The organism is Cobetia sp. UCD-24C (assembly GCF_001306765.1).
Lineage (GTDB): Bacteria > Pseudomonadota > Gammaproteobacteria > Pseudomonadales > Halomonadaceae > Cobetia > Cobetia amphilecti.
The window spans coordinates 531,674-546,687 of record NZ_LJTD01000003.1 but is presented as its reverse complement, the minus strand read 5'-3'; the positions used below and the strand labels follow the sequence as shown (position 1 = coordinate 546,687).

The 15,014-nt window shown below is 64.5% G+C and carries 12 protein-coding genes; 5 read left to right on the top strand and 7 right to left on the bottom strand.

The genetic code is table 11. The features are described 5' to 3' along the window. Positions 1–211: 211 nt before the first annotated feature. The 5 genes from AOG28_RS06480 to AOG28_RS06460 all read left to right on the top strand — a co-directional run bounded on the left by AOG28_RS06480 (position 212) and on the right by AOG28_RS06460 (position 6,113). Positions 212–916, top strand: a complete 705-nt coding sequence (locus AOG28_RS06480) for a glutamine amidotransferase-related protein (protein ID WP_054555694.1) — start codon at positions 212–214, stop codon at positions 914–916. A gap of 480 nt (positions 917–1,396) precedes the next feature. Beyond that, complete coding sequence (locus tag AOG28_RS06475; protein ID WP_103751465.1) at positions 1,397–1,990, top strand: (2Fe-2S)-binding protein; 594 nt, start codon at positions 1,397–1,399, stop codon at positions 1,988–1,990. Beyond that, complete coding sequence (locus AOG28_RS06470; protein WP_082388384.1) at positions 1,977–4,361, top strand: xanthine dehydrogenase family protein molybdopterin-binding subunit; 2,385 nt, start codon at positions 1,977–1,979, stop codon at positions 4,359–4,361. Before AOG28_RS06475 ends, AOG28_RS06470 begins: the two co-directional genes overlap by 14 nt. 103 nt (positions 4,362–4,464) lie before the next feature. Beyond that, a complete protein-coding gene (locus tag AOG28_RS06465; protein ID WP_054555693.1) occupies positions 4,465–5,490 on the top strand; it encodes an XdhC family protein in 1,026 nt (341 codons plus the stop codon). An 8-nt stretch (positions 5,491–5,498) separates the two neighbouring features. After that, positions 5,499–6,113 (top strand): nucleotidyltransferase family protein, encoded by a 615-nt coding sequence (locus AOG28_RS06460; RefSeq protein ID WP_054555692.1) that lies wholly within the window; start codon positions 5,499–5,501, stop codon positions 6,111–6,113. Between the two features lie 129 nt (positions 6,114–6,242). On the opposite strand, the gene AOG28_RS06455 is transcribed toward AOG28_RS06460, so the two are convergent. The 7 genes from AOG28_RS06455 to AOG28_RS06425 all read right to left on the bottom strand — a co-directional run bounded on the left by AOG28_RS06455 (position 6,243) and on the right by AOG28_RS06425 (position 15,009). Continuing rightward, positions 6,243–6,653 carry a hypothetical protein gene (locus tag AOG28_RS06455; RefSeq protein WP_054555691.1) on the bottom strand — a complete coding sequence of 137 codons (411 nt, stop codon included), beginning with the start codon at positions 6,651–6,653 and terminating at the stop codon, positions 6,243–6,245. 202 nt (positions 6,654–6,855) lie between these two features. Next, the gene (locus tag AOG28_RS06450) at positions 6,856–10,050 is read right to left on the bottom strand and encodes an efflux RND transporter permease subunit (protein ID WP_054555690.1); all 3,195 of its coding nucleotides are present in this window, start codon (positions 10,048–10,050) and stop codon (positions 6,856–6,858) included. Beyond that, positions 10,047–11,333: an efflux RND transporter periplasmic adaptor subunit gene (locus AOG28_RS06445; RefSeq protein ID WP_054555689.1), complete on the bottom strand. Its 1,287-nt coding sequence runs from the start codon at positions 11,331–11,333 to the stop codon at positions 10,047–10,049. The genes AOG28_RS06450 and AOG28_RS06445 overlap by 4 nt, the downstream gene beginning before the upstream one ends. Before the next feature lie 285 nt (positions 11,334–11,618). Next, complete coding sequence (locus AOG28_RS06440) at positions 11,619–12,383, bottom strand: transporter substrate-binding domain-containing protein (protein ID WP_054555688.1); 765 nt, start codon at positions 12,381–12,383, stop codon at positions 11,619–11,621. 249 nt (positions 12,384–12,632) lie between these two features. Beyond that, a complete protein-coding gene (locus tag AOG28_RS06435; RefSeq protein WP_410978450.1) occupies positions 12,633–13,403 on the bottom strand; it encodes an ABC transporter permease in 771 nt (256 codons plus the stop codon). A 23-nt stretch (positions 13,404–13,426) separates the two neighbouring features. Beyond that, on the bottom strand, positions 13,427–14,143 hold the full coding sequence (locus tag AOG28_RS06430; protein ID WP_043334396.1) for an ABC transporter permease: 717 nt from the start codon (positions 14,141–14,143) through the stop codon (positions 13,427–13,429). Between the two features lie 41 nt (positions 14,144–14,184). Further along, positions 14,185–15,009 carry a transporter substrate-binding domain-containing protein gene (locus AOG28_RS06425; protein WP_054555687.1) on the bottom strand — a complete coding sequence of 275 codons (825 nt, stop codon included), beginning with the start codon at positions 15,007–15,009 and terminating at the stop codon, positions 14,185–14,187. Positions 15,010–15,014: the final 5 nt, after the last annotated feature.

Below are 15,014 nucleotides of genomic sequence, written 5' to 3'. Positions count from 1 at the left end.
CCACCCCTGTCGTTATCATTGTGCTGCGGACGCCACTGCCTGTGGGCGGAAGATCACCTTGAGACCTTGGTCTCTATATTCCACTTTATTCTCATGGATGGGCGCATCCCGAATACGTCAACGACGGTAGCAGAAGCGACAGCGCAGTCGTTGCTTGTCACGTATGGTCGTGGCGCGGACGTCGTCGATCCCGCCACCTCAGGAGGTAGTGATGCATATCGGTCTGCTGCAATGCGATGACGTGAATCCGGCCCTCATCGAGCGGCACGGCAACTATCCCGCCATGTTCCAGGCCCTGCTCACGCGCAGTGACCCGGATATCCGGCTCAGCGTCTGGCGCTGCCTGGATGGCGAGTTTCCCGAGCAGCTGGATGCCTGCGATGGCTGGCTGATCACGGGGTCAAAACATGGCGTCAATGATGGGCTCGCCTGGATCACGACACTGTGCGAGTTCGTCCGGCGCGTGCATGCGGCAAAGCTGCCGCTGGTCGGTGTCTGCTTCGGCCATCAGGTGATCGCCAGGGCCTTGGGGGGCGAGGTGGAGAAACATGCGCGCGGCTGGGGTGTCGGCCTGTCGTTCAATCGTGTCCGTGCGCAACGCCCCTGGATGCAACCGCCGCAAACGGGGCTGGATCTCATCGTCAGCCATCAGGATCAGGTCAGTGTCCTGCCTGCCGATGCCCGGGTGCTGGCGGACAGCGCCTTCTGCGCCTTCTATCTGATCGAGGTGGGCAGCTGCCTCGGCGTGCAGGGGCATCCCGAGTTCAGCCCCGCCTATTCACGTGACCTGATGAGGTTGCGTCGCGAACAGATCGACGAACATCGCGTTCGTGAGGGCGAAGCCTCCCTGAGTGTCGCGCCAGACAGCGCCGTGATGACGCAATGGATGCTGGCCTTCATTCGCCACTGGCGTTGAGGCCTGACCAGCGCAGGGCGCTTTTTTCACGCCTCGTCAGCAACCGGCAGCAGCCATCAGGCGTCGGCAGGGACTGTCAGCTATCAGGCGCCGGCAGGCATCGGTGACGACTCGTGCCCGGCTTGCGTGGAATCCACTGCCGATCGCACCCCGCGAAACGCTATACTGTCATGCATGTCACATGCGCTGTTTACCATGGCGGGCGCCATATCCCGGTCTGGTGTCATGCCCCGGTCTCGCGACACTACACTGTTTCCCGTTTGGCACCATGGTGCTGAGTCGTGACCTGTAGAATTTCGCCATTCGGGGTATGCCAATCGCGCAGCCTGCCCGACATGCAACGTGCCGTTCGCCCCCTGACACCGAACACACGCAGCGTCAGTCTACTGACGCCATGTCGAGTCATGCCGTCGCGCCGCTCTGTATTCCAGCTCTGTATCCCAATCCTGTCCCTGCTTCATGCTCCTGAGGAGAAGCCCCTTGGCCAACTTCACTCTGAACGGCAAGGCCGTCAGTCTCGAGGTCGATCCGCAAACCCCGCTGTTATGGGTGCTGCGTGAGCACCTGGGCCTGACCGGCACCAAGTTCGGTTGCGGAATCGCCCAGTGCGGCGCCTGCACCGTGCACCTGAACGGCACCGCGGCGCGCACCTGTGTCCTGCCGGTACTGGCCGCCGAGGGTGGCGACATCGTCACCATCGAGGGGCTGGCCGAGAACGATGACCACCCGCTGCAGCAAGCCTGGGTCGAGGAGCAGGTGCCGCAGTGCGGTTACTGCCAGTCGGGCCAGATCATGCAGGCCGCCGACTTCCTCAAGCACACACCGAACCCCACCGATGAGCAGGTCACTGCCGCCATGGCGGGCAACCTGTGTCGTTGCATGGCGTACGTGCGTATCCATCGTGCGGTGAAGCGTGCCGCCGCGATCGCCAGTGAGCGCGACACGGCGCAGGTGATGGGCCAGCAGACCGAGGCCACCGCCGCGACTGCCGGTGTCGGCACATTCGATCCGCGTGCCACGGCAGATGCCGTGAGCCATTCTGCTGCCGAGGAGACATCTCATGGCAAGGTTTGATGACAAGCTGGCCGCGCATCAGCGCGAGCTTGCTGCCGCGCACAAGACTTCCTCGAGCCGCGGGGGTATCACGCGGCGTGGCTTCCTGATCGGCAGTGTGGCGGGTTCCACCATGTTGGCCTTCGGCGTGTCCGGCGCGGCGCTGGCCGCCGGGTCAGACAGCAAGGGGTCGGCCAGCGAGACGCTGTCCGCCGGCGCCTTCGAGCCGACCATGTGGTACGCCATCGCCACTGATGGCACCGTCACCGTGCATATCACCAAGTCCGAGATGGGGCAGCACGTCGCCACCAGCCTCGCACGTCTGGTGGTCGAGGAGCTGGAAGCCGACTGGGACAGCGTCAAGGTCGATTACGTCGACAGCGCCCCCAAGTGGGGCTACATGATCACCGGCGGCAGCTGGTCGGTTCATCAGAGCTACCAGCCGCTGTCACAGGCCGGCGCGGCGGGACGTATCGCGCTGATCGAGGCGGGCGCTCAGCAGATGGGTGTGGCGGTCGAGAGCTGCAAGGCGCGCAAGGGTCGCGTCATCAGTGGCGATCAGTCGCTGAGCTATGGCGAGATCGTCGCGGCGGGGCTGGAGCGCAGCTTCTCCGAGGAGGAACTTGCGGCCATCGAGCTCAAGCCGGCCTCCGAGCGTCGCGTGCTGGGCACCAGGGGCAACGCGCTGGACGTGCCGCCCAAGACCAACGGTCAGGCCGTCTACGGCATCGACTACACCCTGCCGGCAGATATCGAGGCGCGTGTCGGCAAGACATTGCATGCGCGTCCGGTGATGCCGCCGAGCCGCTTCGGCTGCAAGGTCACCGCCGTCGATGACAGCGAGGCCCGCAAGGTCATCGGCTATCGCCAGACCATCGAGCTCAAGGACCCGTCCGGCATCTGTCAGGGCTGGCTTGCGGTCATCGCCGACAATTTCTCGGCGGCGATGCGCGCCACCGACCTGCTCAAGGTCGAGTGGAGCAAGGGCGACAGCTATCAGGTCGACGAGACGGCGATCCAGGCCGAGGGCCAGCGTCTGGTCAGCTCGCCGAGCCGTGACAACGGCTCACTGCTGGTGGATCAGGGCGATCCCGCGCCGCTGCTCGAGAATGCCGCCACCACGGTGGAATCCACCTTCACCACCTCAAGCGTGCTGCACTTCACGCTGGAGCCGGCCAATGCGCTGGCCTACGAAGAGGATGGCCACTGGCACATCCACTGCGGCAACCAGCAGCAGTCCCTGCTGACCTCACTGGTCACCAAGGCGCTGGAGCTCGAGGAAGGCAAGGTCACCCATCACCAACTGTATCTGGGCGGTGGTTTCGGGCGTCGTCTGCATGGTGACTACGCCGTGCCGGCGGCGCTGGCGGCCAAGGCCGTGGGGCGTCCGGTGAAGATGATCTTCACGCGCCCCGATGACAGCCGCTTCGATTGCGTGCGTTCGCCCTCGGTGCAGCGTCTGCGTTCCGGTCTCGATGCCGAAGGTCGCGTGGTGGCCTCCGAGCACGCCGCCGCCGCCGGCTGGCCGACTGCCGCGCTGATGCCGAGCTTCCTCGCCGAAGCCGTGGAAGGCGGTGGCAAGCTGGATTCCTTCTCCATCAGTGGCGCGGACCACTGGTACAACGTGGGCACCCAGCGTGTCTGGGCGCAGCAGAACAAGGTCGCTCATGAGGCCTTCGTGCCGGGGTATCTGCGCTCCGTCGCACCGGGCTGGACGCTATGGGCGGTCGAGCAGCACATCGATGAGCTGGCGCAGGCAGCCGAGCAGGATCCGGCCGAATTCCGCCTCTCGCTGCTGGACGCCGAAGGCCGCAATGCCGGCAAGGCGCCGGTCAGCACGGGCGGGGCGGAACGTCTGCGCAACGTGCTCACGCGCGTGATGGAGAAGTCCGGCTGGAGCGAGCGCGACAGCCTGCCGGCAGACACCGGCATGGGCGTGGCATTGAGCTTCGGTCAGGAACGTAGCATGCCGACCTGGGTGGCCTGTGTGGCGCAGGTCAAGGTCGATCGCGCCACCGGCGAGGTCAAGCTCGAGAAGCTGACCAGCGTGGTCGATGCCGGTACGCTGGCGCATCCGGATGGCGCCATGGCGCAGCTGGAAGGCTCGCTCCTGTGGGGGGTCTCGATGGCGCTGCACGAAGGCACCGAATACCGCGAGGGCGGTCCGGTGGCGCAGAATCTGGGGGCCTACCAGCCGCTGCGCATGCATCAGGTGCCGCAGATGGATCTCGAATTCGTCGACAGCACCGAGATGCCGGTCGGTCTCGGCGAGCCGGGCACCACGGTGGTCGCACCGGCGATCGCCAACGCCATTCAGCATGCGGTCGGCGTGCGCCTGCGTGACCTGCCGATGCGTCCGGCGGCGCTCAAGGCCGCGCTCAGCGAGGCCTGATCCTCCCCGGTGAATGCCTCTGATACCCGCCACTCCGGCATGCCCGGGGGGCGGGTTTCGTGTCTTCAGACCGGGCGCAGGCTTCTGAAATGAGAGACTTTTGATGCAACACCTTGATCTTGAAGTGATCCATCAGGCGATCGACTGGCTGGCACCTGCAGATGGCGAGCCATCCGCGCGCCCGATCTGGCTGTGCACGGTGCTGGCCACCTTCGGCTCCTCACCGCGTGAGCCGGGTACCTGGCTGGTGGCGCGCGCCGATGGGCAACATCGTGGTTCGTTGTCCGGTGGCTGTGTCGAGGAGGACTTCCTGGCGCGCCTGGCGGGAGGCGAATTCACCGCGAGCGCCCAGGTGATCCGCTATGGCGAGGGCGGCCATCAGGGCGCGGGGATCGCCTTGCCGTGCGGTGGCTTGCTGGACGTGCTGGTCGAGCGCTTCACGGCCAGCGAGGCGGACATCGCGCATCTCAAGGCACTGCGCGAGGCACTCGAGGGTCAGACGCCGCGTCTGCGTCAGGTCATGCTGGCGGGGGATGGCGCGCGTACGCTTCAGCAGGACAGCGGGCTGGGGGAGCGGGTCGAGCCACTCAAGGGTCACGAGGGCGAGGCGTACGGCTATCAGCTCAGGGTCGGGCCGGTGGCGCGTCTGCTCTTGGCGGGACTCTCGCCGGTGGCGGAAGCCTGCGCTGCCTTCGCCGTCAGCCTCGGCTTCGAGGTGATCATCTGCGAGCCACGCGAGGAAGTGCTGGCGGACTGGGATGCCCGCAAGACGCCGCTCGCCGGTGTCACCCTGCGTCGTGAGCTGCCCTCGCGCTTCATCGCGGCGGGGGGCTGCCATGCCGCCACCGCCGTGGTGGCGCTGACCCATGATCCACGCATTGATGATCTCGCGATGATCGAGGCGGTACGCCAGCCCGCGTTCTACATTGGCGTGATGGGCTCGCAGCGTACCTCTCAGGCGCGCGCCGAGCGGCTGGCGCGCAGTGGCGGGCTCAGCGCCGAGGAGATCGAGCGTATCGTGATGCCGATCGGACTGAATCTGGGCAGCAAGACGCCGGCCGAGATCGCGCTGGCGGTGATGGCCGATATCGTGCGTATCCGGCGTGGGCGCGCTCGGGAAAGTCTGTGAGACCCGACATGAGTGGGACGATCATTCTGGTGATGGCGGCCGGTCAGAGTCGCCGCTTTGGTAGTGACAAGCGTCAGGCGCGTCTGGCGGATGGCCAGACACTGCTGATGGCGACGCTTTCGCAGGTCATGTCCTGTGAGGTGGACTGGCGTCTGCTGCTGCGTGAGGACGATGATCCCGCCGCACTGCTGGGAGATGACTTCGCGCGTGAGCATGCCCGGCGAATCTGGCGTGCGCCGCAGGCGGGCAACGGCCTCGGCGCCAGTCTCGGCGATGCCTTCCGTCAGCTAAATGATGAGGCTGGATTGGCGCATGTGCAGGTGGCGGCGGTATGGCTGGCGGACATGGCGCAGATCACGGCGCAGACCTTTCATGTCCTTCGGGCCGAGGCCCAGGCCGATGGCGTGCATATCGTGCGACCGAGGCTTGACGGCGAGGGCGGCCCCGGGCATCCGGTGCTGTTCGGGCGGGCGCTGTGGGCAGAGCTTGCGACGCTTGAGGGCGGCGAGGGCGCGCGCGAGGTGATCGCGCGACATCGCGAGGCGCTGCGTCAGGTGGTAGTCGGTGATGCCGGTATCCATCACGACATCGACACGCCAGCGATGCTGGAGCTCAGGGGCTGAGACAGAAACTGAAACTGAAACTGAATGACTGAGGCCGAGGAACCGCGTGCGCTGGAAACAGGCCTCTCCAGACAGCAAAAGGCCCCGTCACCATTAAGTGACGGGGCCTTTTGCTGTCTGCGTATCGCGTTACAGCGTGCGCATATCCAGCAGCTTGATGCTCTGGATGCGCGGCTCGCCCCAACTCAGGTCGAGCACCCACTCGGCGTCGAAATGCGTGTGCAACACGCTGCCATCGCGCATGGCGGCGCGGTGCTCACCGCCCATGCGCAGGGTGGCGCTGTCGAGGCTGTTGCGCTGCGCACGCACCCAGCCGAGTGCATGGCCATTGACTAGCAGCTCGCTGCGACGCTGCTCCCAGTTGGCCAGGTACTCGCTGCCGGTCAGAGTTTCATCCAGCAGCTGGATGGAAGCCTCCTCGCCCAGCAGCTCCGCCAGTTCGATAGCAGGCGCCATGCGGTTGAGCATGGAGAACCAGCGGTGCGCGAAGTTTTCGAGTTCGGCCTCGAGGGCCAGATCATTGAAGGTATCGGCGTACATGGCACCTGCTCCCGAGTGGGTAAATATTGATGGGCATTATGCCGAGAGTCGTGAGCAGTAAACATGCCACGAACGGAATGGCAGTGTTGCCAACGGGGAGTCAATGCTTCAACGGTTGCTGAAGCCGCGACGCCCCGTGGCGTTTGCCTGTTCTCGATCTCTCGGGAGAGTGGTCGTATCAGTGGCCGTATCAATGTTCGTATCAATGAATGCGGCGGCCTGACTCGGCATTGCTGTCCGGCGTGTCAGTGTCCTGATGCGCTTCACGTTTCTCGACCAGGCGGCGGATACCGACATAGAACAGCGGTGTCAGCAGCAGGCCGAATACGGTGACGCCGATCATGCCGGAGAACACCGCCACGCCCATCGCCTGACGCATCTCGCTGCCGGCACCGGTGGCCAGTACCAGTGGTACCACGCCCGCGGTGAAGGCGACCGACGTCATCAGGATGGGGCGCAGGCGCAGGCGACAGGCCGTCAGCACGGCGTCCAGACGACTCTGGCCAGCATGCTGCTGCTCACGAGCGAACTCGACCAGCAGGATCGCGTTCTTGCACGCCAGCGCCACCAGCACGATCAAGCCGATGCGCGTGAAGATGTTGTTGTCGCCTCCCGTCAGCCAGACACCGGCCAGCGCCGACAGCAGTGTCATCGGCACGATCAGGATGATCGCCAGCGGCAGCGACCAGCTCTCGTACTGGGCGGCCAGCACCAGGAACACCAGCAATACCACCAGCGGGAAGATGTAGATCATGGTGTTGCCGGCCAGCACCTGCTGGTAGGTCACCTCCGTCCACTCGTAGCCGATGCCCTGTGGCAGGTTGTCGGCCAGCACTTCCTCGATGGCGGCCTTGGCCTGATCACTGGAGACGCCCGGCGCCGGTGAGCCGTTGATGTCGGCACTGACGAAGGTGTTGTAGTGCATCACGCGGTCCGGGCCGGTGGTCGGTGTCACCTTGACGAAGCTGCCCAGCGGAATCATGCGGCCGTTGTCGCTGCGCACCTTGAGGTTGCGGATGTCATCCGGGTCGAGACGCGCCGACTGCTCGGCCTGGGCGCGTACCTGATAGGTACGCCCGAAGCGGTTGAAGTCATTGACGTACAGCGAGCCCATATAGACCTGCAGGGTTTCGAAGGCACGTTCCACCGGCACGCCCATGATCATCGCCTGCTCGCGATCCAGATCGATGTCGTACTGCGGCACCTGGATGCGGAAGCTGGAGTAGACACTGCTCAGGCGCGGATCGGCGTTGCCCTTGGCGGTGATGGTCTGTACGGCGGCGAACAGCTCATCGAAGCCCTTGTTGCCGCGGTCCTGCAGCTGCAACTTGAAGCCACCCGTGGTGCCCAGGCCCAGAATCGGCGGTGGCGGGAAGACGGCGATGAAGGCCTCGTCGATCCCCGCGAATTTCTGGTTCAGCTGAGCGGCGATCGCCTGACCGGAAAGCTCGGGCGACTGTCGCTCATCGAAGTCCGCCAGGGTCGCGAACACGATGCCGGAGTTGGAGGCATTGACGAAGCCGTTCACGGAGAGCCCCGGGAAGGCCACGGTGTGCGCCACGCCCGGTGTGTCCAGCGCCAGTGCCTGCATCTCGTCGATGACCTCGGAGGTGCGGTCGAGGCTGGCGGCGTCCGGCAGCTGGGCCATCGCGACCAGGTACTGCTTGTCCTGCCCCGGGATGAAGCCGCCGGGCACGCTGTCGAACAGCTTGCCGGTGGCGCCGAGCAGCACGACATACAGCAGGCCGACGATGACACCGAAGCGCAGCAGCTTCTTGATCAGGCCGGTATAGCCGTTGGCCATCGCACTGAAGGCGCGGTTGAACGGCGCGAACAGCCAGCGACCGAACAGGCCATCGATGAGGCGTGTCAGCCAGTCAGGATTGGCACCGTGGGGCTTGAGCAGCAGAGCCGACAGCGCCGGTGACAGCGTCAGCGAGTTGAAGGCCGAGATCAGCGTCGAGATGGTGATGGTCAGCGCGAACTGCTTGTAGAACTGACCGCTCAGGCCGCTGATGAAGGCCGTCGGCACGAACACCGCCGTCAGCACCAGCGCGATGGCGATGATCGGGCCGGTCACCTCACGCATGGCGATCTGGGTGGCCTCGATGGGCGAGTGACCCAGCTCGATGTTGCGCTCGACATTCTCCACCACCACGATGGCGTCATCGACGACGATACCGATGGCGAGCACCAGCCCGAACAGCGACAGCGTATTGATCGACACGCCCATCAGCTGCATGACCGCAAACGTCCCGATCAGCGAGACCGGCACCGCGATCAGCGGGATGATCGAGGCCCGCCAGGTCTGCAGGAACAGGATCACCACGATCACGACCAGCAGGATGGCCTCGAACAGGGTGTCGATGACCGCCTCGATGGAGCCACGTACGAAGACCGTCGGGTCGTAGACGATGTCGTAGCTGACGCCATCCGGGAAGGCCTCTGACATCTCGCTCATGCTCTCGCGCACGGAATCCGACAGCGCGATGGCATTCGAGCCGGGACGTTGGAAGATCGGCATCGCCACGGCGTCCTTGCCATCCAGCTGCGCGCGCAGTGAATAGCTGTCGGCGCCCAGTTCGACACGCGCCACATCCTTAAGGCGTGTCAGGCGGCCGTCTTCATCGACACGGATGACGATGTTCTCGAATTCCTCGGCGCTTTCCAGGCGGCCCCGCACATTGAGCAGGCGTTGGAACTGGTTGTCGTCAGGCGAGGGCTGGGCACCGACGGAGCCGGCGGCGACCTGCTGATTCTGGGCACGCAGGGCACTGATGATGTCACCGGCAGACAGGCCCCGCGCCGCCACGGCGTCCGGGTCGAGCCACACGCGCATCGAGTACTCGCCGGCACCGAACAGCTGCACGTCGCCGACCCCCTCGAGACGGGCGAGATTGTCCTTCAGGTTCAGGCGCGCGTAGTTGGACAGCCACAGCTGGTCATAGCGGCCATCCGGGGAGGTCAGGTGGACCACCATCGTCAGGTTGGGCGAGGCCTTCTCGGTGGTGATGCCGAGTTGCTGCACCTCCTGCGGCAGGCGCGGCGTGGCGCGGGCCACACGGTTCTGCACCTGCACCTGGGCCTTGTCCAGGTCAGTGCCCAGCGCGAAGGTCACCGTCAGGGTCAGGTTGCCGTCGGAGGTCGCCTGGGAGTCCATGTACAGCATGCTTTCGACGCCGGTGATTTCCTGCTCCAGCGGCGTGGCGACGGTGGCCCCGATGACTTCGGGGTTGGCACCCGGGTAGTTGGCGCGCACCACCACGGTGGGCGGCACGACTTCCGGATACTCGGAGATGGGCAGCTGGAACAGCGACAGCATCCCGGAGATGACGATCAGGATCGACAGCACCGCGGCGAAGACCGGGCGCTTGATGAAGAAGCTGGAGATATTCACGAACGGCCTCCGGCTGCCTGACGGTCAGCCTCGGCCAGTGTCGCGGCGTCCTGGTCGTTGTCCTGATCCAGCGGCTGGGCGGTCTGCTGCTGCAGGCGCGAGATACGCGCGGCGAGTGCCTTGAGAGCACCGTCATCAGGCATCTCGACCAACTTGGGGGTGATCGGCATGCCCGGACCTGCCTTGGCAGGCCCTGCGGCCAGCACGCGGTCACCGGCGGCCAGGCCATCGGTGACGGCACGCAGCGGGCCGAAGCGCGGGCCGGTGGTGATGCCACGGTAGGCGAGGGTGTTGTCCTCGGCGACCACCAGCACGAACTGACGGTCCAGATCGGTGCCGATGGCGCGTTCCGGAATCAGCACGGCATCCCGGATCTCGGGCGAGGCGAGACGCAGGCGTGCAAAGGCGCCCGGACGCAGGGCGGCATCATCGGCGCTGAAGGTGGTGCCGATCCGCAGGGTGCCGGTATCGATATCGACGCTGTTGTCGATGAAGTCGAGCTCACCGTGGAAGGGGAAATCCTGCTGACCGGCCAGCTGGAGTTCGACCGGCAGGTGGTCATCGGCGCTGACGTTCGCGAAGTCCTGGTTCCAGGTCAGCTCGCTGATATCGATATAGGCGTCCAGCTGGCGGGTCTCGACCAGCGTGGTCAGCACGCTCTGGCCAGCCTGCACGGTGTTGCCACGCGTGATGCGCGCATTGGACAGGCGACCATCGATCGGGGCGCGGATGGTGGCGTAGTCCAGATCCAGACGGGCACGCTCGAGCTGGGCGATGGCACCCTTGAGCTGTGCATTGAGGCCGGTGGCGGTTGTGCTGCGCGAATCGGCTTCCTCGCGCGATATCAGGTTGCGCTTGACCAGACTGGCGGCGCGACCGGACTCGCTGCGGGCATTGGACAGCTCAGCCTTGATGCGTGCGACTTCCGCTTCCAGACGCTGAACCTCGGCCTTGAAGGGGCGTTGATCAAGACGCACCAGCGGCGTGCCGGCGCTTACCTGACTGCCTTCGGTGAACAGCACTTCTTCGACTTCGCCGCTCACGCGTGGGCGCAGTTGCACGCGCTGGGGAGATTCCAGACGTGTGGTGTAGGTGTGCCAGGCCGCGACTGGCTGCGACTGGGCGGCGACGACTTCCATCGTCGGGGGAGTCTGTTGCGCGTTGCCGGTCTCTTCACTGTTGCCCTCACTGCAGGCACTGAGCGCCAGAAGGCCACCAAGGGTCAGCAGCAGGGAAGAAGCGATACGAGGAAGGCGCGCCGGACGTAAGTTCAGTCTCGACATGGGAATTTTCCGTTGCAGGATAGTTGGCTCGGCATCCTAGAGAGCCGGCCTGCGACGGATAAGCCCCTTGGAGCACACCGCTTTGATTCTGAATATGCACCAATTGTGCAGGTGACGCGCTGGCTGCCTGCTGCGCTTGAGCAAGGGGGCAACGCAAAAGCCCCGCGGCGAATGCCAGCGGGGCTTTTGTCGTGCGTGTCACTTGCGTCTGCTGCCGCTCAACTCACGGCGCATGCATCTCGGCACAGGCATCACGGCATGGCTAGCATGCCGCTTGAGGCGACCTTACTGCTTCTCGCCGAAGTACTTGGTATGGATGGTGTCGTAGGTGCCATCGGCCTTCAGCTCGGCCAGGGCGCCGTTGATCTGCTCGGCCAGGTCCTTGTCACGCTTGCGCATGGCGATACCGAAGCCGTCGCCGAAGTACTTCTTGGGCTCGGTGACCACTTCACCCACGGCCTTGTAGTTGCCGTTGCCGCCGTCGATCAGGGTGGACTTGCCGACCGGGAAGTCGAGGAAGGCGATGTCGAGGCGACCCGCTTCCATGTCCAGCACCAGGTCATCGGCGGTGGTATAGCGTTTGACCTCGGCATTCTTGCCGTAGAGATCGGTGACGTAGTTGTCCTGCAGGGTGCCGCGCTGCACGCCGATGGCCTTGTCAGCCAGGGCTTCCTGGGAGGTGGCGCTCAGCTCGCTGTCGGACGGGGCGAACCAGGCGGACGGCGGGGTGATGTAGGTGTCGGAGAACAGCACCTTCGCGCGGCGTTCCTCATTGATGGTCATCGAGGACATGATGGCGTCGTACTTGCGCGCCATCAGGCCGGGAATGATGCCGTCCCACGCCTGGATGACCCACTCGCAGTCGCGGTTGATCTTCGCGCAGATGGCATTGCCCAGTTCGATATCGAAACCGGTCAGCTCACCGTCGGGCGTCTTGTATTCCATCGGCTCGTAGGGCACGTCGACGCCGATGCGCAGCGATTCGGCCGCCTGAGCGCCACCGGCCATCAATGCTGCACCCAGCAGGGAGATTCCCAGAAGCTTCTTCATGTCAGTCCCATCCATCATTGTTGTTGGTCATACTGGCTGATCAGTGGCATCAGACACTCCCTCCTGAACACCAGCCATCTGAGCCGCGGACATAAGGGGGCGTGTCATGCCAGTGGCTCCACACTAGCCCAGACCGAGGCTGTGGTGAAGAGGGTCAATGGACAAATTCAAACGGTCGTTAAACGAGATGAATTCCTGCCGTTATATCCTGATATAAAAAAAGCGCCCTACAAAGGGCGCTTTTGACGTTCAGCTTAACGGTTTCAAGTGTGCCAGCAGGCGTTTCTCCAGTTGCCGGAATATGGCAATGATGGTGAAGGTCAGACACAGGTAGATGGCGGCGACGAACAGGAAGGCCTCGAAGGGCGCGTAGAAGCGTGCGTAGATGTCGCGCGCGGCGCCGGTGAGGTCCAGAAGCGTCACCACGCTGCAGATGGCACTGGCATGCAGCATGAAGATGACTTCATTGCCGTAGGCCGGCAGCGCCCGGCGAAAGGCACTGGGCAGAATGATGCGACGCATCATCCTGGCGCGTGACATGCCGTAGGCGCGGGCGGCTTCCATCTCGCCCTTGGGGGTCGACTGGATGGCACCGTGGAAGATCTCGGTGGTGTAGGCCGCGGTATTGAGCACGAAGGCCAGCAGCGCCGGTACGAAGGGATCACGGAAGTAATCCCACAGCCAGGTCTCCTGGATGCTGGGCACATGCACGCTGGTCACGCCCAGCGAGATGTCGAAGCCGTCGAAGAACACCACGCCGTAGTAGATCAGATAGAGCTGGATCAGCAGCGGCGTGCCCCGGAAGACATAGGTGTAGAGATAGACCGGCATCTTCACCCAGCGACGACGCGAGCCGCGCAGGATCGCCAGCGGCACGGCCAGTATCAGGCCGATGAGCAGCGCCAGGCACACCAGCTGCACGGTGGTGACCAGCCCTTCCCAGTAGTGCCACAGGGTGGTCGCGGTGAAGATGTAATTGTCGCTCAGCGCATCCTCGAGCATCTGACCCAGCTGGGTGATGACGCCTGAGGAGCCTGCATCGTTCAGTTGTTCCATGCGCTGGCCTCCCCGAATCCGGCGTTATAGCGCTTCTTGAGACGTGCCAGCCCCCATTCGGACACGGTGGCGATCAGCAGATAGCCCGCCGCGACCGGCAACAGGAAGGTGAAGGGCTCGTGGGTCGCCTTGGCGGCCTCACTGGCGACACGCACCATGTCGACCAGCCCGATCACCGACACCAGGGCGGTGGTCTTGAGCAGCACCATCCAGTTGTTGCCCAGCCCCGGCAGGGCGTGACGCATCATCAGCGGGAAGCGAATGCGCTTGAAGACCTTCCAGTCGTTCATGCCATAGGCGCGCCCGGCCTCGATCTGCCCGGCATCCACCGCCATGAAGGCGCCACGGAAGGTCTCGCCCATGTAGGCACCGAAGATGAAGCCGATGGTGACGACGCCGGCAGTGAACTCATCGACATTGACGAAGACGTCGATGTCGTAGCTGTCGTACAGCCAGTCGGTGACCATGTTGATGCCGATCTGGCCGCCGAAGAACAGCAGCAGCATCAGCACGATGTCGGGAACGCCGCGGATGATGGTGGTGTAGAGCGTCGCGAGCCAGCGCAGAGGCGTGGAACGCGACATCTTGGCCGTCGCCGTCAATAGCCCCAGCGCGATGGCCAGCAGCTGGGCCAGCACGGCCAGCTGCACCGTGACCCAGGCACCTTCCAGCAGGCTGGGCCCGTAGCCTTGTAGGTCAATCATGGGAAATCTCCCGTGAAGCGCCGAATAACCCGTTCAGCGGCTTACTGGTGGTTGTCGGACGCAGTGGCGGCGCTGGCGAAGTACTTGTCGTTGAGACGCTTGAGCGTGCCATCGGTCTTGAGTGCTTCCAGGGCACCATCGATGGCCTTCTTGAGGTCGCGGTCGCGCTTCTTCATGGCGATGCCGAAGCCGTCGCCGAAGTACTTCTTCGGCTCGCTGATGGCGCTGCCGGTGTTGACGAAGTTGCCGTCGTTGGCGTTGACCAGGGTGTCCTGACCGACCGGCAGGTCCAGGAAGGCGACATCGACGCGGCCGCTGTCCATGTCCAGCACCAGATCATCGAGCTTGGTGTAGCGGCGCACTTCTGCCGTGCGGCCGTAGAGGTCGGTGACGTAGTGATCCTGCAGGTTGCCGCGCTGCACCCCGATCACCTTGCCCGCGAGCGCCTCGGCATCGAGGGTATCCGCGCCCGCCAGCGGGCTGTCCGCCTTGACGAACCAGCCGGACGGCGGCGTGAAGTAGGGCTCGGAGAACAGCACCTGACGCTCACGCTCCGGATTGATGGTCAGCGCTGACATGATGACGTCGTACTTGCGCGCCATCAGGCCCGGGATGATGCCGTCGAAGTCCTGCTCGGTCCATTCGCAATGGGTGGCGAGCTGGGCGCAGATGGCGTTGCCCAGTTCGATCTCGAAACCGGTCAGCTCACCGCTGGGCAGCTTGTAGCCGAAGGGCGCGTAGGGCACGTCGATGCCCAGGCGCAGCGGGTCCGGCACATCGGCCGCCTGAGCGGCGCTGGTGGTGATGGCGAAGGTGGAGAGGCCGAGGGTGAGACCCAGCAGGGCACGTGTCGCGAACTGTTTCATTACTT